This is a genomic window from Rhodanobacter sp. BL-MT-08 (genome assembly GCF_054161255.1).
Genome location: NZ_CP167872.1, coordinates 3,625,682 through 3,641,118, shown reverse-complemented (window position 1 = coordinate 3,641,118; position 15,437 = coordinate 3,625,682). Strand labels below are relative to the sequence as shown.

The window sequence follows — 15,437 nt, the reverse complement described above, 5'->3', positions numbered from 1 at the left end:
CCGCGGGGTTTTTTTTAGCTGAAGCTCACTCAGTCCTCGCCGCCGGGCGGTCGATGCCGGTGCGGCTCGGCGTTGACGGTGATGTATTGCGGCTCCTCTTCGTCGATGCGCAGGGCGGTCAGCTTGCCGCCCCAGACGCAGCCGGTATCGATGGCATGCACGCCGAGGCCCGCAAACCGACCCAGCGCCGACCAGTGGCCGCAGACGATGCGCGTATCGCGCCGCCGCATGCCGGGCACCTCAAACCACGGATACAGGCCCGGCTTCTGCGTGCCGGGAATATCCTTGGCATCGAAGTCGATGCGGCCGTTGACGTCGCAGTAGCGCATCCGCGTCATTGTGTTGATGGTGGCGCGCTGTCGGTCCAGTCCCTGCAGCCGACTCGACCAAACCGCCGGACGGTTGCCGAAAAGGTTGCGCAACAGCCGCGGGTGGCGCGGGCTGGACAGCTCGCGCTCGACGTCCTGTGCCGCTCGCTGCGCCTGCTTCAGCGTCCACATCGGCGCGAGCCCGGCGTGCACCATGGTCCAGTTGAGCTGCTCGTCGTGGTGCAGCAGTTTTTGCGAGCGCATCCATTCAAACAGCACCGGCGCATCGGCGGCGAATAGTACTTCCCGCAGCTCGGGGTTCACCCGCGCTTGCGCGTCGGGTCGGCGCTGCGAAATCGCCAGCAGGCTAAGGTCATGGTTGCCCAGCGTCACCACGCAGGACTCGCGCAGCTCGTGGATCAGCCGCAGCGTTTCCAGCGACTGGCCGCCGCGGTTGACCAGGTCGCCGCAGAACCAAAGCTGGTCCAGCGCCGGGTCGAAGCGCAGTTTTTCCAGGAGCCGCTGCAGTTCGGGATAGCAGCCCTGTACGTCGCCGATGGCGTACGTTGCCATGTCAGTCCGCGTCCGTGGCGGCGTGGTAGGGCCGAAGCGAATCCATCACGATCGCCCGGTCAATGCAGCGTGCGCGGGATGGACAGGGTGAAGGTCGGTATCGGTGCATCGAACCGGGTGCCGTCGTCGGCCAGCATCTGGTAGCTGCCGCCCATGGTGCCCACCGGCGTCTCCAGCACGGCGCCGGAGGTGTATTCGAAATCGTCGCCAGGACGCATCCACGGCTGCTCGCCGACCACACCGTCGCCACGTACTTCTTCAACCTTGCCGTTGGCGTCGGTGATCATCCAGTGGCGGGTCAGCAGGCGTGCAGGCATGTCGCCCGCATTACGCAAGGTGATCGTGTAGGCGAAAACGTAGCGATTGTCACCGGGCTTCGATTGATCGGGGACGAAGCGCGTTTCGACCTGCACATCGATTGTGTAGGAAGTTTTTTCATTCATACACCGATTGTAAGGCCTGCCACCGTGAATGGGGCGCAGCCTTCACGTCTGTGACGAAACGCGCGCGATGAATCTATTTGAAATCTATGCGAGCGACTGCGCGCCGTAGATTTTTGCCAGGCGCACAAAATCTTCCGGTGCCAGCGTTTCTGCGCGAGCCGTGGGGTCGACGTCGGCGCGGCGAATGGCGTCGCTGTCAAGCAGCTGTTTGAGCGCATTGCTGAGCGTCTTGCGCCGCTGCGCGAAGGCTGCCTTGACCACGGCGTAGACGTGCGCCGGATCGGCGTCGTGCTTCTGCTCGGCCGACAGCGGCAGCAGCCGCACGACCGAGGATTCCACCTTCGGCGGCGGACGAAACGCCTCGGGCGGCACGTCGAACAGCGGCTCGACCCGGCATGCCAGCTGCAGCATGACCGAAAGCCGTCCGTAAACCTTGCTGCCGGGTTCGGCGGCCATGCGATCGACGACTTCCTTCTGCAGCATGAAATGCAGATCCTGGATCGCATCGAAATGATCGACGCAATGAAACAGAATCGGGCTGGAAATGTAGTAAGGCAGGTTGCCGGCGATGCGCAGCCGTGGCACGCCCAGTCGCTGCGCCAGCGCGGTGAAATCCACCTTCAGCACGTCGGCCTGAATGATCTGCAGCTCGCCGACGCTGGTCGCGCGCGCCTGCAGACCCGGAATCAGATCGGTATCGAGTTCGATCGCAGTGAGTTTGCCCGCCGCCTTCAGCAGCGGCAGGGTCAGCGCACCTTCGCCCGGGCCGATCTCGACCACCACGTCGTCGCTACGCGGCGAGATCATGCTGACGATCTGGCTGATATAGCGCTGGTCGTGCAGAAAATGCTGGCCGAAACTTTTCTTGGGGCGAGCGTTCATGCGGTTCCCGGCGAGGTTGGCCCCTCTCCTCGGTCCTCTCCCCCCAGGGGAGAGGATGGACGCGTGGCGCGGCGCGCCACCAGGTCCAATGCCATCTGCGCGGCGGCGATCAGGCTGGCCGGGTCGGCTTTGCCGGTTCCGGCGAGGTCCAGCGCGGTACCGTGATCGACCGAGGTGCGGATAAACGGCAGGCCCAACGTGAGGTTCACCGTGCGATCGAACGCTTCGCTTTTCAGCACCGGCAGCGCCTGATCGTGATACATCGCCAGCACCGCGTCGTAATGCGCCCGCTGCGCCGGCACGAAGGCGGTATCAGCCGGCAGCGGTCCCAGCAGATGCATGCCTTCGGCGCGCAACGCATCCATGGCGGGAAGGATGGTGTCGATTTCCTCGTGGCCCATATGGCCAGCCTCGCCGGCGTGCGGGTTCAGCCCCAGCACGGCGATACGCGGCTCGGCCAGCCCGAACTTGTCGCGCAGCTCGGCGTGCACGATGCGCAGTGTGCGGGTGAGCGCGTCGCACGTGATCGCGGCGGACACCGCCAGCAGCGGCATGTGCGTGGTGACCAGCGCCACTCGCAGCTCGGGGCTGGCCAGCATCATCACCACGTCGCTGTGCGTGCGTTCGGCGAAATATTCGGTGTGTCCGCTGAAGCGGATCCCCGCGTCGTTGATCGATGACTTCTGCAAGGGCGCCGTAACCACCGCGTCGTAGCGGCCGGCCATGCAGCCGTCGGCCGCCTCCGCCAGCGTGGCGAGTACGTGGCTGGCGTTGGCAGGGTCTGGATGACCAGGCTGTTCCGGCATAGCGAGCGGCACATGGCAGATGCGCAGCGTGCCAGGCTGGCGCTGCAGCTGCGCACTGCCGTCGTCGTCGATCAGGGCGATGCTCGTGCCACAGCGCGCGGCGGCTCGCTCGAGCAGGTGGCGGTCGGTGATTGCGACAAGACTGGCCGCCAGCGGCGTGGCGGCCAGTCTTATGAGCAGTTCCGGGCCAATGCCCGCCGGCTCACCGGCGGTGATGGCGAGTCGCGGGAGGGGAATCCCGTTCAAGCCGGCTCAGGGCGTCGTGCTGGTCGAGGCAGCCTGATCGTCCGCCGAGCGAAGCTCCGGCACCAGGATGTTGATATACGCGCCCGAACGCATGTCGCGCAGGTAATCGTCATAGACCTGTTCGGATTTGCGGTTGCCGATGGCCTGGCGCGCTTCGTTGCGGGCGGTTTCGTCAGTGACATCGCTTTGCCGCGTGCCCAGCCTTTCGATGATGTGCCAGCCTGCTTCGGTCTGGAACGGCTGGGAGACCTGATTGTCTTTCAGCGCATCGAGCTGCTGCGCGATGGTCGAACCCCAGTCCTGCTGCTTGAACCAGCCCATGTCGCCACCGGCATTTGCCGTCGTCGGGTCGGCCGAATCCTTTTTCGCGATGGCGGCAAAATCCTGATGCTTATTGACGATGCGGTTATAGATGTCCTGGGCTTTCTGCTGCGCTTGTTCCGGGCTGATCAGTTCGCTCGGTTTGATCAGAATCTGGCGTGCGTGATACTCGGTGACGACCTGGCGGCTCGGCTCGCGCTGGCCGACAAGCTTGATGATGTTGAAACCGGTCGGGCCGCGCAGCGCCGGGCTCACGTCACCGGGCTTCATGGCGGCAATGGTGTCGACGAAAGCCGGCGGAATGGCATCCATCCGGCGCCAGCCAAGGTCGCCGCCTTCCAGCGCATCGGACGCGTCGGAAAAGCGGATCGCCGCGGCGCTGAAATCCATGCCGCCCTTGAGCGCGGCCTCGGCCTGCTCGGCCTTGGCCTGGGTCGCCTGGATGGCGGCCGCGTCGGCGCCGGCCGGGGTGCTGATCTGGATGTGCGCCAGATGCACTTCGCCAGCCTTGTAGGTGGGGCTGTTCAAAAGATTGGTCACTTCGCTGTCGGTGACCGATACGGAATCCTGGATCACGCTCTGGTGCAGCCGCTGAATGGTGATCTGATCGGCCAGCTGCTGCCGGAACGCGGCGAAGCTGCCGCCGTCGTGCTCCACCGCAGCGCGCAACTGGTCGGCCGTCATCTTGTTCTGCTGGGCCACGCCGTTGACGGCCTGGTCGACGTCCGCGTCGGACACGTGGATACCCTGGTCGTCCGCCTTCTGAATCTGCAGCCGGTTGAGTATCAGGCGATCGAGCACCTGCTTCTGCAGCACGTCCTGCGGCGGCAGCTGGCCGGGCTGGCTGGCGTACTGCTGCTGTACCGCACGGGTGGCCTCGTTCAACTCGCTCTGCAGAATCACGTCGTCATTGACCACAGCGACGATGCGGTCGATCGGCTGACTGGCTGCTGCGGCCGCGCCCGGCAACAGCTGGGCGTGCACGGGGAGCGCCGTCGCGAGCGCCAGCAGGAGAAATGCGGAGAATTGCTTCATCGGTGAAAAGCCTGGGTTGTCGCGATTGCTGACAACATGGGTGGATACAAAAGAAGTAAAAGCCCGTTACTGATAGCCGAGAATATCACGGCGCAGGGTGGGATCGATTTGGCCGCCGGTCGAGCCCAGGCCCTTGAAGACCACTTCGAACATGATGGCGTTGTCGCGAAGATTGGTATTGCTGGCGGTGGGCACGGCAATGGTGCCGTAATACGTCTGATTGACGTAGTTGCGATCGACCAGCCGCAGCGTCACGCAGCAGCTGTCGTATTCGATGCCGGCCAGCGCTTCCACCGTTCCCGTTGCCGTATTTTCAAGACCCTTGATCGGCTCCTCGTAGCTCCACGACCCGATCAGACGCCAGTAGGCGGATATCGGATACACCGCCGACACGCTGTACTGATCCAGCAGGCCGCGACGATAGTGGTAGGAGAAATTCAGTATGCCGTCGTTGCCCAGCCGATGCTGCAGCTCGAAGGCGGCCATATCGGTCTGGTGCGTATTCGGGCTCCACTGGTACGCCGTATTGACACGCCAACGGTCGTTTAGTTGCATGTCGATTTGCGCGACGTAATCGGAGCCGTTGAAATTGGTGGCTGCCGGAACGGTATTGGGCCCGGTGGGAATCTGTACGCGCTGCGGGGTGAAATACCGGATTTGTCCGAAGCTGGCTGAAAATTTCTCCGCGCCGTTTTCGTCCAGCAGGCGCGTGGTCAGCGCGCCGGTAAGGTCATTGGCATTCATCTGGCGGTCGGCGCCGGCAAACTGGTTGGGCGTGAAGAGCTGGTAGTAGTCGAACGACGTAAGCGTGCTGTCGAACAGCGGCAGGTTGTCCTGATTGCGATACGGCACGTACAGGTAATAGGCGCGCGGCTCCAGCGTCTGGGTATAGCTGTTGCCAAACAGCGAGATGCTGCGATCGAAGACCAGGCCGCTGTCCAGGCTGACAATCGGCAGCGAACGGCTCGGCGACTTGTCCGTGAACGGCGACGGCGTTCCCGTTCCCAGCAAACCGTAGTAGCCGTAATTCTGGTAGCCGCCGCTGAGGTCATAGCCTGTGTAGCGATACGCCAGCCTTGGCCGCACGAACCACGCCGAGTTACCCAGATCTGCCTGAATGTAGGGGTATAGATCCAGACGCTCACCTTCGACGAAGTTCGCCTTGTGAAAATCGTCGAACTCGTTGTTCGCGCCGAACTCCAGCCAGCGCGAGATCGGCACGTTCAGATTCAACGTGGCGTACGGCAGCTTGTCATACGGATTGACCGCGTCCGTCGCGAACGGGTTGGTGTTTTGGTAAACCAGCCCGCCGAACGCCGCATTCCACCACGTGCCGCCGCCGATAATCGCCGCGTTGGAGGCCAGGGTGTAGATCACCGTGCTCGACAAGGCGTTGCCGAAATCATAGAGATAGGCGCTGTCGGATGCGTGGTTGTACGAACCCACGAAACTCCAGCTGTCCCACAGGTGCGTGGTGTCGCTGTAGTCGATCAGGTAGCGCGACTGGCCGTTGGTATTGGTCGTGCCGTCGCTGGTGCCGTTGTCGTTGGGCACGTACTCGACGTTGAGCTGGCCGTTGCTGGCATGGTCGCCGGGCAGCAGGTAGCGGAACTCGCCGGCCAGCATCGGACCGCGCGAGCCGTAGTAGCGCGGGTCCAGCGTGGCGTCGTAGTTCGGCGCAAGATTGAAATAGTACGGTGTGCTGATCTCGAAGCCGGAGCGGCTGGTGTTTCCCAGCATCGGATCGAGAAAGCCGCTCTTGCGCCGGTGATCGATCGGAAAGGTGAAGTACGGCAGATAGATGAACGGAAAATTGCCCACACGCATGGTCGCATTGCGCGCGGTGCCGACGCCGTTGACCTTGTCCATCGTGATCGACTTGCCGCGGAACTCCCAGACATGGTGCCCGACGTCACAGGTGGAATAGGTGGCCATCGAATAGCGCGTGTGCATGTCGTCGAACATCTGACCCTGCTTGGCGACGCCGTTGCCGCGCTCCTCGAGCATCTGGTAGTGCACGTTGTCGGCGATGCCGCGACTGTCGTTGTTGTTGCCGCGCATGTGGCTGCCGGCAATTAGCTGGCTGGCTTCCTGGTAGCGCACGTTGCCGCGCGCATCGTAGTCAGTCGTGCCGTCGTTGTAGTCGATCGTGTCCGCCTGCAGCTTCTGGTCGGCGCGCTGCAGCATCACGTTGCCTTCCAGGTGATAGACGGTCTGGTTGGAGCTGTCGACGTGGTCGGATTTCACATAGGTCTTGCTGCTGTTGCGAACCGACGGGTCCTTGCCAAGCGTCGGATCGTAGAAATCCAGCAGCGCGTTCGGCCGGCAGATCGCGTAGTTATATGGCCGCGGTGCGCAAGTGAAGGTGCCCAGCGGGCACACCGTCTCCGACCCGTCCAGCGACGATTTCGGGCGAGCCTGATCCTTGGCCTCGGCGTGGTTACCGATCAGGGCGAGTGCGGCGGCGACGGCCAGAAGGCGGCGCGGAGGGAGCTTATGCGTCACGGGCAAAGTCTGTCGGCTTCGAAGGCTCGTTAAGCTAACAGAAAGACCGCGTGTACGGCAGGCATACATGACCCTCGCGCTGCCGGATTCAGCTAGGTGAGGGTGGCATGTGGACCGGGGCCGATCCCGCTGGTGCCTTCTTGCGCCGCCCGCAGGGGTTTGATTCGGTGGTTGCCGGCGGCGAAACCTGCGGTGGCGCCTACTCCATCAGCGCTGCGACGTGGGCCGATGCGCTGGCCGCCAGTGCGGCCAGGTCGTAGCCACCTTCCAGCGTGGACACCAGCCGGCCATCCGCGTGGCGGCGGGCGATAGCCACCAGTTGTTCGGTGATCCACACGTAATCGTCCTGGCCGAGCCGGATATCGGCCAGCGGATCGCTGCTGTGCGCGTCGAAGCCGGCCGACACCAGCACCAGCTGAGGCTTGAACGCGTTCATCCGCGGCAGCAGCAGGTCGTTCCACAGCTCGCGGAATTCGTGCGAGCCGTCGCCTGGCGAGAGCGTGCCGTTGACGATATTGCCCACGCCCTGCTCGCTCTCGAAGCCGGTGCCCGGGTACAGCGGTGACTGATGGCTGGAGGCGAACAGCACGCGCTTGTCCGCCTGGAATATGGCCTGGGTGCCGTTGCCGTGATGCACGTCGAAATCGGCGATCGCCACGCGCTTGAGGCCGTATGCCGACATGGCGTGCGCGGCGGCCACCGCGACGCTGTTGAACAGGCAGAAGCCCATCGCCCGATCGCGGGTGGCGTGATGGCCGGGCGGGCGCACGGCACAGAATGCACGCTGCCCGTGGTGTCCGCTCATCACCGCATCCACCGCCGCTACCACGGCTCCGGCAGCGCGCAGGGCGGCATCGAGCGAGCCGGGCGACATCACCGTATCTTCGTCGAGCCGGTGCGCGCCTTCCTTCGGTGCACTGGCAAAAATGCTGTCGAGGTACTCGGCGCTGTGCGCCCGCAGCAGCTGTTCGCGCGTGGCCAGCGGCGCCTCGATGCGGTCGAGCGCGGCGTAGCGGTCCAGATCCAGCGCGTGCAGCACGGCCGACAGTCGCGCCGGACGCTCGGCGTGGCCGGCACCCGGATCGTGCAGCAGGCAGTCGGCGTGGGTATAGAGCTGGAGCATGGCGTGGCGCCCGGAGGTTTCGAGGTCGGGTTATTTCGCAGCGGCGGGTTTGCGGCGCCGCTCGTGCTGCCACAGCACCTCGCCGTGACCGCTGGCGCGGGCCAGCACGCGGCAGAGCACAAACAGCAGATCGGATAACCGGTTCAGGTAGCGCGATGCCTGCGGACGAACGTCTTCGACGTGCGACAGCGCCACCACGTCGCGCTCGGCGCGCCGACAGACCGTGCGCGCCAGGTGGCAGGTGGCCGCCGCCATGCCGCCGCCGGGCAGGATGAAATCCTTCAGTGCGGGCAGGGGCTCGTTGAGGCCGTCCAGCACGGTTTCCAGCTGTTCGATATCGGCATCGTCGATCATCGCCATGCCGGGTATGCACAGCTCGCCGCCCAGATCGAACAGCTCGTGCTGCACCTGGGTCAGCGTTTCGCGCACCGCGTCGTCGATGCCTTCGCAGGCCAGCACCATGCCGATGGTGCTGTTGAGTTCGTCGACCGTGCCGTAGGCGGTAACGCGCAGCGAATCCTTCGCCACGCGCGAGCCGTCGCCAAGGCCGGTCGTGCCGTCATCGCCGGTGCGGGTGTAGATCTTGGAAAGCCGGTTACCCATGTCAGCGCAGCAGCGCGCCGCGCTGGCGCATGCGCGACAGCTGAACGGCCAGCACGTGCATCACGGCGCCCATGGCCACCCATGCGGCGGTGGTTTCAAGGAAGGGCAGGTACCAGTCGCCGAGATTCTCCAGCCAGCCGCCGAGGCTGCGCGCGGCGGCCGGCACGCTGGCGCTGAGCCAGTAGAAGCTGCCGTTGGAAATCAGATAGCACACCGAGACGCTGACCAGCAGCGCCACTGCGGCCATGCCAAGGGTGGCAACACTCAGGCCGCGTTGATGTTTCGCCAGCAGGCTGCCGCCCAGCCACAGGCTGAAATACGACGGAATCAGGAACCAGTACGCCACCGACACGCAGTAGTGGCTCCAGAAATCCATACCCTGATTCGTAATGACGGCGTAGTCGACCAGCACTGCCTCAAGCATCAATAACGGGAAGGCCCAGCGTGCCGAACCGCGCAGCCAGAGGCCGGCCAGGAAAAACACCCCCCACGACGCGTCCGGCAGTGCGTCAAAGTGATGCAGAAAGGAATGATGTATGCGGGTGGCCGCCATCACCAGGGCAAGGGCGAGCAAAATGCCCAGGCGTTGGGTGTGCGTCTTGGCCATGCGTTGCTCCGTGAGATCGTTTCATGCGGGTCAGGTCAGACCGATAGTCTAGCCCACCGGCCGCGATCCGGTCCGGTCGAACGGGTATCATCGCCAGATGAATGCCACCCAGTCTTCTTCCTGCAGTCGAACTGCCGTGCTGATCATCGGCGGCGGACTGGTCGGCGCCAGTCTGGCCATTGCGCTGGATGCGGCGGGCGTTGCCGCCACGCTTATCGAGGCCGCGGCGCCGCGCACCGACGCGCAGCCCAGCTACGACGAGCGCAATCTCGCCCTGGCCCGGGCCACCGTCAACGGGCTGGACGCCATCGGGGTGTGGCGACACGCCGCGGCGCGCGCCAACCCGATCGAGCACATTCACGTCAGCCGATCCGGCGAATTCGGCAGCGCGCGCATCGATGCGGACCGCCAGGGCGTCGATGCCCTGGGCTGGACCTTGCCCGCGCGCGAACTCGGTGCCGCGCTGCTGCGCCGGCTGGACGAGTGCACGCAGCTCACGCGACTTGCCCCGGCCAGCCTGGTAGCGCTGGAGCCGCTAGCCGACGGCTGGCGTGCCGACATCAAGACGGCCGAGGGCGTGCAGGTCATCGAGACATCGCTCCTGGTCGGTGCCGACGGTACGGACTCCTTTGTGCGCGCCCGACTGGGCATCGACGCCGAGCGGCACGATTACGCGCAGACCTTGTTCGTCTGCACGATTACGCCCGAGCGTGAGCACCGCAACCGCGCGTACGAGCGGTTTGCCGACAGTGGTCCGGTTGCCGTCCTGCCGCTGGCCGAGCGCCGCTGCGGGCTTGTCATTACCGTGGCAGCAGAAGAAGCCGACGCCATTGCATCACTGGATGACGCAGGCTTTATCGATTTCGCCCAGCGGCGCTTCGGCTGGCGGCTGGGTCGGCTCAGCCGGCCGGGCAAGCGCCACCCGTATGCGATTCGCGCGCTGACCGCGCAATCGCTGAGCGCGCCGCGCGCTGTGCTGGTAGGCAACGCCGCGCAGACCGTGCATCCGATCGGCGCGCAGGGCTTCAACCTCGGCCTGCGCGATGCGCTGACGCTGGCCGAGCTGGTTGCACCATCAAACGATCCAGGTTCGGCGGACTTGCTCGCCAACTATGCAGCTCGCCGCGCGCCGGATCGCGACGGCACCATCGCGATGAGCCATAGCCTGGTGCGCCTGGCCTGCCTGCCGCAGCCGCTGATCGCACCGCTGCGCTCGCTGGCGCTGCTGGCATTCGACCGCCTGCCGCCGCTGCGCGATGCGATGGCCCGGCGCGGCATGGGTTTTCGCGGCGAGCCGCCGCTTGCAGTGCTGGAGCGACTGCCATGAACGCTTCTTCACCGGATCTTTCAACCCGACGCCGACCGCCGGCACTCGATGTGGCCGTGGTTGGTGGCGGCATGGTCGGCGCGGCCGCTGCGTTGAGCCTGGCTCGCGCCGGTTTTGCCACCGCGCTGATCGAGGCGCGTGCGCCGGAACCGTGGCAGGTGAATGACGAGGTCGATCTGCGCGTGGTCGGCCTCGCGGCATCGTCGATCAAGCTGCTCGACGATCTGGACGTCTGGACGTCCATTCGCGACGCGCGTGGCTGTGCGTATGCGCATATGCACGTATGGGACGCCGAGAGCGGGGCGTCGATTTCCTTCGACGCCGCCAGCGAAGGCCGCCAGCAGCTCGGTTACATCGTCGAAAACGCTCTGGTGCAATGGACGCTGTGGCAGGCCTTGGAATCCGCCGGCGGCCGCTCCAGCGCATCCTGCGCTCGCGGCACTGGCACATCCTTGTGCGGCGTCCAGCTGCTGTGTCCGGCGCAGGTGCAGGCCTTCGAGGCGCGCGGGGATCGCATCCAGCTTGAACTGGCCGACGGCGAATCGCTCAGCGCGGGTCTGCTGGTCGCTGCCGACGGCGCGGCCTCGCCGCTGCGCCAGCTGGCCGGCATCGCCACGCGCGGCCGCGATTACGAACAGAGCGCCGTCGTCGCGCATCTGCAGACCGAGCGGCCGCATGAGAACACCGCGTGGCAGCGCTTCCTGCCGACCGGTCCGCTGGCCCTGCTGCCGCTGGCCGACGGCCGCAGTTCGCTGGTGTGGTCGCTGCCGGAGGACGAAGCGCGACGCGTGCTGGCGCTGGATGACGACGCGTTTCTCGGCGAACTGGGTATCGCCAGCGATTTCCGGCTGGGCCGGATCACGGCAACGTCCGCCCGCGCCGCTTTCCCGCTGAAGCTGCAGCTGGCCCGGAGTTACCAGGCCGAACGCTTCGTGCTGCTGGGCGATGCGGCGCACGCCGTGCATCCGCTGGCGGGGCAGGGCGTCAATCTAGGCCTGCGCGACGTTGCCGAGCTGCGCGACACGCTTGTCGCCGGCCGCAGCGCCGGTCGGGATATCGGTGCCGGACACGTGCTGCGGCAATACGCGCGCCGCCGCCGCAGCGCCGATACGCTCGATGCACTCGGCCTTGACGCGCTGGCACGTATCTATGCGTGGCAGTCGGCGCCGCTGGTCGCGGCGCGAGGGTTTGGGGTACGGCTGCTCGATCGTCTCTCACCGATCAAGCGCCGGATAGCCGATCACGCGGCGGGGATCTGATCCGCACGGGGCCTGCGACGACCGCTCTACTTGCGACACACTTATTCCATTAACGTATCGAGGATTTCGTCATGCGACTCGTTCGACTTTGCTGCGCGCTCGTTCTTTGCACCGTCGCCACGGCGACCCAGGCCAGGATGGTCAACAAGCCGGTCGAATGGACGCAGGACGGCACGCGTTTCCACAGCGTGCTGGTGTATGACGATGCGGCCAAAGCCAAGCGCCCGGGCCTGGTGATGGTGCCGAACTGGTACGGCATCAACGATGTGGCCATCCAGAAGGCCGAGATGATTGCCGGCAAGGATTACGTGATTCTGCTCACCGACATGTACGGCGCGAACGTTCGGCCCACGCAGGGCAACGCCGATCAGGCGATGGCCGCGGTCAAGCCGCTGTACGGCAATCGCGAGCTCATGCGCAAGCGCATCGACGAAGCGCTGGCGCAGCTGAAGGCGCAGGCGGGCAGTGCGCCGATCGATCTGAATAGTCTGGCCGCCATCGGCTTCTGCTTCGGTGGTTCGGCCGTGCTCGATCTGGCGCGCAGCGGCGCTGATGTCAAAGCGGTCGTGTCGTTCCACGGCGGCCTGACCACCGACAACCCCGCGCTGGCGAAGAACATCAAGGCGCGCGTGCTGGCCATGAACGGCGCGGACGACAAGAGCACCATGCCGGATGCGGACAAGTTCATGGACGAGATGCGCGGCAGCCCGGCCGACTGGCAGTTCGTGGTGATCGGTCACGCGGTGCACTGTTTTACCGAGAAAGGCGAGAACTCGGACGGCTGCCGCTACGACGAAAAAGTCGCTCAGCGCAGCTATCGGCTGATGCATGACTGGCTGCGCGAGTCGTTCGCAAAGCAGCCCTGATTTGTTCAACCCATCGACGGTCGAGTCGATTTTCCGGAAGCATTGATGAAAGCCAGCAAGGGTGCGGTAACAGTCGACGATCGCGCAGCGGTATTGCGCGCGCTGCAGAACGCCAAGATGGCGGCATCCGCGCACGCGTACGTGCGCGGCGCCACCGTGCGCTTTTACCAGTGGCTGGAAGCGAACCACAGCTGGTCGATTCCGCAGGGTCCGGCCATCTGGATTTGCGGCGACTGCCACCTCGGCAATCTCGGGCCGCTGGCCGATACCGAGGGCCGCGTGCAGGTGCAGATACGCGATCTGGATCAGACTGTGATCGGCAACCCCGCGCACGATCTCATCCGGCTTGGCCTGTCCCTCGCTACCGCTGCGCGCGGCTCGGATCTGCCGGGTATCACCACCGTGCGCATGATCGAGACCTTGATGGAAGGCTACGAATCGGCCTTCCCCGAAACCGACGAGCCGCATCCGGAAAAGCCGCAGGCGGTGAAGCTGGTGATGAAAAAGGCGATGAAGCGCACCTGGAAGCAGCTGGCGCGCGAACGCATCGACGATCCCAAGCCGGTGATCCCGCTGGGCAAGCGCTTCTGGCCGCTGGCGAAAGACGAGCGCCGGGCGATTGAGGAGCTCTTCAGCACGCCGGCGCTGGATGAGCTGGTGACACAGATAAACCATCGCACCGACGGCTCACGCGTCAAGGTGATTGACGCGGCTTACTGGCGCAAGGGCTGCAGCTCGCTGGGCAAACTGCGTTACGCGGTGCTGCTGGATGTCGACGGTGGCGAGGTCAACGGCGACGACCTTTGCCTGATCGACATCAAGCAGGCCAACAAGGCTGCCGCCCCGCATGCGGCCGGCGCCGTGATGCCGCGTGATCAGGCGCGGCGTGTGGTCGAAGGTGCGCGGCATCTGTCGCCGGCGCTGGGCGATCGCATGCGCAGCGCCACGCTGCTGGACACGCCGGTGATCATTCGCGAACTGCTGCCACAGGATCTGAAGCTGGAGATCGAGCATCTCGATCGCGACGAAGCCATCAAGGCAGCACGCTTCCTGGCCAGCGTGGTCGGCCACGCCCACTGCCGGCAGATGGATGCAAAAACCCGCGGCGCCTGGCGCAAGGAGCTTCAGCGCAACCGCTCCAAGACCCTGGATGCGCCGTCCTGGCTATGGTCCAGCGTGGTCGACCTGGTCGCCGAACACGAGCGCGGCTATCTCGAACATTGCCGCAAGTATGTTTTGCTGGATCACGATTGATTGAGGGCAGCAGAGCGAGCCGCTGCGTCAGTCCACGTGCAGCGGTCGTCAGTGCTTGGGCTTTACCTTGGATTTTGGCTTGGCCTTGGGTTTCCTGGCTCCGACCTTGCGCCCGGGCTTGGGGCCTGACTGAAGGAGCTCTGCAAGCAGCATGTCCTGGATCATCTCGTCGAGGGTTTCCTGAGCAGCCGCGGCGCGATATTGCTTGAGCTCGCGCTTCAACGCAGCTACATCGGCCAAACGATGCAAGTCGTTTTCCGCGGCATGCAACTGCCTTTCCAGTTCGGCGCGGTCCTCATCCAGCGCGCTTTCGACATGCGCGGGCTGCAGATCGGCTGGCCGCACGCCAACGATGCTTGCCGAAAACGGCGCAACGATGTCGTCAATCTCCCGGCGCAAGCTGTGCAGCTGATCCTTCAATACGTGGTTGAAATGAAGCAACCTCTCGTCCGTGAGCTCGGCTAGCTGCGTCGGATCTATCTGCTCCAGCCGCAATTGCAATTGCAGCAAGACCGGCAGGTTGCGCGCGGCATACGCCTGATTGGCCTGTTTCATCAGATCGGTTTTGTGCAGGCGCTCGGCCGGATCGGTTTCGCGGTCCGGATGCAACTCGCGCACCAGCTTGCGGTACACCTCGCGCAACGCCTGGCTCGCATCGAGCGCCGTTTGCTCCAGCAGTTCCGCCTTGGCGTTAGCCTTGGTACTTTTTCGACGCGGCTTGTGCGCGCCGGCGCGCGCCCGCTCGGCTTGCTCCTGCTCGGCCATTTTTTCGGCCATGCGCGCGGCAAATTCCTCCGGCGATGTCTGGTCGAGATCGGGGGCGGATTCGTCGCCGAAGATCTCGTCGACGGCCGCCTGCAGCTCTTCGCGTTCTTCGTTCACGAGATCGGCATGGCTGGTGGCGCTGTATTTGTCGTGCAGGGCGATCAGCTCGGGCTCGTCGCCGTTTGCGAGCAGGCTGTCGACGATCTCCATCAACAAATCGCTCGCCGTCGCCTTGTATGTAGCGGACAGTCGCTTGGTCGTGATCGCGTGATCGAGCAGGCGCACCAGCGCGATACGGCACTCCCGTTCGCGATCACGCAGCGGCCAGAACTCTGCCTCGACCCGTTGCCGATAGCGCGGAAGGTAGTCCTGCCAACGCTGCAACGCCTGTTCCTGCTGCGCAATCTCGCGGAGCAGCTTGTTGAACTGCTTCTGCGCGCGGTTCAGGGTGGGCGCGCGAACGATCAGAGCAAGACTGGTGTCGTCCGAACCGCTGGAGGGCTCAAATAGTGAA

15 protein-coding genes are annotated in these 15,437 nt (G+C 64.8%); 5 read left to right on the top strand and 10 right to left on the bottom strand.

Features of this window, described 5'->3' with window-relative positions; translation table 11 throughout:
• Window positions 1-29 precede the first annotated feature (29 nt).
• The 9 genes from ACDK93_RS16225 to ACDK93_RS16185 form a co-directional block, all read right to left on the bottom strand.
• The gene (locus ACDK93_RS16225) at window positions 30-881 is read right to left on the bottom strand and encodes a symmetrical bis(5'-nucleosyl)-tetraphosphatase (protein ID WP_458069996.1); all 852 of its coding nucleotides are present in this window, start codon (window positions 879-881) and stop codon (window positions 30-32) included.
• Between the two features lie 59 nt (window positions 882-940).
• On the bottom strand, window positions 941-1,324 hold the full coding sequence (gene apaG / locus ACDK93_RS16220) for a Co2+/Mg2+ efflux protein ApaG (RefSeq protein ID WP_458069994.1): 384 nt from the start codon (window positions 1,322-1,324) through the stop codon (window positions 941-943).
• An 84-nt stretch (window positions 1,325-1,408) separates the two neighbouring features.
• On the bottom strand, window positions 1,409-2,206 hold the full coding sequence (gene rsmA / locus ACDK93_RS16215) for a 16S rRNA (adenine(1518)-N(6)/adenine(1519)-N(6))-dimethyltransferase RsmA (RefSeq protein ID WP_458069993.1): 798 nt from the start codon (window positions 2,204-2,206) through the stop codon (window positions 1,409-1,411).
• Window positions 2,203-3,249 carry a 4-hydroxythreonine-4-phosphate dehydrogenase PdxA gene (gene pdxA, locus ACDK93_RS16210; protein ID WP_458072500.1) on the bottom strand — a complete coding sequence of 349 codons (1,047 nt, stop codon included), beginning with the start codon at window positions 3,247-3,249 and terminating at the stop codon, window positions 2,203-2,205. Before pdxA ends, rsmA begins: the two co-directional genes overlap by 4 nt.
• 15 nt (window positions 3,250-3,264) lie before the next feature.
• Window positions 3,265-4,614 (bottom strand): peptidylprolyl isomerase, encoded by a 1,350-nt coding sequence (locus ACDK93_RS16205; protein ID WP_458069991.1) that lies wholly within the window; start codon window positions 4,612-4,614, stop codon window positions 3,265-3,267.
• A gap of 66 nt (window positions 4,615-4,680) precedes the next feature.
• Window positions 4,681-7,119, bottom strand: a complete 2,439-nt coding sequence (locus ACDK93_RS16200) for an LPS-assembly protein LptD (protein WP_458069989.1) — start codon at window positions 7,117-7,119, stop codon at window positions 4,681-4,683.
• A 199-nt stretch (window positions 7,120-7,318) separates the two neighbouring features.
• Window positions 7,319-8,242, bottom strand: a complete 924-nt coding sequence (locus tag ACDK93_RS16195; RefSeq protein ID WP_458069987.1) for a histone deacetylase family protein — start codon at window positions 8,240-8,242, stop codon at window positions 7,319-7,321.
• A 30-nt stretch (window positions 8,243-8,272) separates the two neighbouring features.
• Window positions 8,273-8,845, bottom strand: coding sequence for a cob(I)yrinic acid a,c-diamide adenosyltransferase (locus ACDK93_RS16190; protein ID WP_458069986.1), 573 nt, complete (start codon window positions 8,843-8,845; stop codon window positions 8,273-8,275).
• A 1-nt stretch (window position 8,846) separates the two neighbouring features.
• Entirely contained in the window at window positions 8,847-9,452 is a 606-nt protein-coding gene (locus ACDK93_RS16185; RefSeq protein WP_458069984.1) for a hypothetical protein, read from the bottom strand.
• Between the two features lie 97 nt (window positions 9,453-9,549).
• On the opposite strand from ACDK93_RS16185, the gene ubiH reads away from it, so the two are divergent.
• From ubiH to ACDK93_RS16165, 4 genes are all read left to right on the top strand, one after another.
• Window positions 9,550-10,779 (top strand): 2-octaprenyl-6-methoxyphenyl hydroxylase, encoded by a 1,230-nt coding sequence (ubiH, locus tag ACDK93_RS16180; RefSeq protein ID WP_458069983.1) that lies wholly within the window; start codon window positions 9,550-9,552, stop codon window positions 10,777-10,779.
• Window positions 10,776-12,038: a UbiH/UbiF/VisC/COQ6 family ubiquinone biosynthesis hydroxylase gene (locus ACDK93_RS16175; RefSeq protein WP_458069982.1), complete on the top strand. Its 1,263-nt coding sequence runs from the start codon at window positions 10,776-10,778 to the stop codon at window positions 12,036-12,038. The genes ubiH and ACDK93_RS16175 overlap by 4 nt, the downstream gene beginning before the upstream one ends.
• A gap of 71 nt (window positions 12,039-12,109) precedes the next feature.
• Window positions 12,110-12,904 carry a dienelactone hydrolase family protein gene (locus ACDK93_RS16170; protein ID WP_458069980.1) on the top strand — a complete coding sequence of 265 codons (795 nt, stop codon included), beginning with the start codon at window positions 12,110-12,112 and terminating at the stop codon, window positions 12,902-12,904.
• A gap of 45 nt (window positions 12,905-12,949) precedes the next feature.
• Entirely contained in the window at window positions 12,950-14,158 is a 1,209-nt protein-coding gene (locus tag ACDK93_RS16165; RefSeq protein ID WP_458069979.1) for a DUF2252 family protein, read from the top strand.
• 48 nt (window positions 14,159-14,206) lie between these two features.
• On the opposite strand, the gene ACDK93_RS16160 is transcribed toward ACDK93_RS16165, so the two are convergent.
• Complete coding sequence (locus ACDK93_RS16160; RefSeq protein WP_458069978.1) at window positions 14,207-15,208, bottom strand: hypothetical protein; 1,002 nt, start codon at window positions 15,206-15,208, stop codon at window positions 14,207-14,209.
• Here ACDK93_RS16160 and ACDK93_RS16155 point away from each other — a divergent pair.
• Window positions 15,191-15,433 carry a hypothetical protein gene (locus tag ACDK93_RS16155; RefSeq protein WP_458069976.1) on the top strand — a complete coding sequence of 81 codons (243 nt, stop codon included), beginning with the start codon at window positions 15,191-15,193 and terminating at the stop codon, window positions 15,431-15,433. The two genes, ACDK93_RS16160 and ACDK93_RS16155, sit on opposite strands and share 18 nt — an antisense overlap.
• Window positions 15,434-15,437 lie beyond the last annotated feature (4 nt).

Excerpts from the sequence above, each read along its gene's own strand:
- rsmA (WP_458069993.1), bottom strand. The coding sequence starts at position 2,206 with ATGAACGCTCGCCCCAAGAAAAGTTTCGGCCAGCATTTTCTGCACGAC.
- ACDK93_RS16205 (WP_458069991.1), bottom strand. The coding sequence starts at position 4,614 with ATGAAGCAATTCTCCGCATTTCTCCTGCTGGCGCTCGCGACGGCGCTC.
- ACDK93_RS16225 (WP_458069996.1), bottom strand. The coding sequence starts at position 881 with ATGGCAACGTACGCCATCGGCGACGTACAGGGCTGCTATCCCGAACTG.
- ACDK93_RS16165 (WP_458069979.1), top strand. The coding sequence starts at position 12,950 with ATGAAAGCCAGCAAGGGTGCGGTAACAGTCGACGATCGCGCAGCGGTA.
- ubiH (WP_458069983.1), top strand. The coding sequence starts at position 9,550 with ATGAATGCCACCCAGTCTTCTTCCTGCAGTCGAACTGCCGTGCTGATC.
- ACDK93_RS16185 (WP_458069984.1), bottom strand. The coding sequence starts at position 9,452 with ATGGCCAAGACGCACACCCAACGCCTGGGCATTTTGCTCGCCCTTGCC.
- apaG (WP_458069994.1), bottom strand. The coding sequence starts at position 1,324 with ATGAATGAAAAAACTTCCTACACAATCGATGTGCAGGTCGAAACGCGC.
- ACDK93_RS16195 (WP_458069987.1), bottom strand. The coding sequence starts at position 8,242 with ATGCTCCAGCTCTATACCCACGCCGACTGCCTGCTGCACGATCCGGGT.
- ACDK93_RS16170 (WP_458069980.1), top strand. The coding sequence starts at position 12,110 with ATGCGACTCGTTCGACTTTGCTGCGCGCTCGTTCTTTGCACCGTCGCC.
- ACDK93_RS16175 (WP_458069982.1), top strand. The coding sequence starts at position 10,776 with ATGAACGCTTCTTCACCGGATCTTTCAACCCGACGCCGACCGCCGGCA.
- ACDK93_RS16190 (WP_458069986.1), bottom strand. The coding sequence starts at position 8,845 with ATGGGTAACCGGCTTTCCAAGATCTACACCCGCACCGGCGATGACGGC.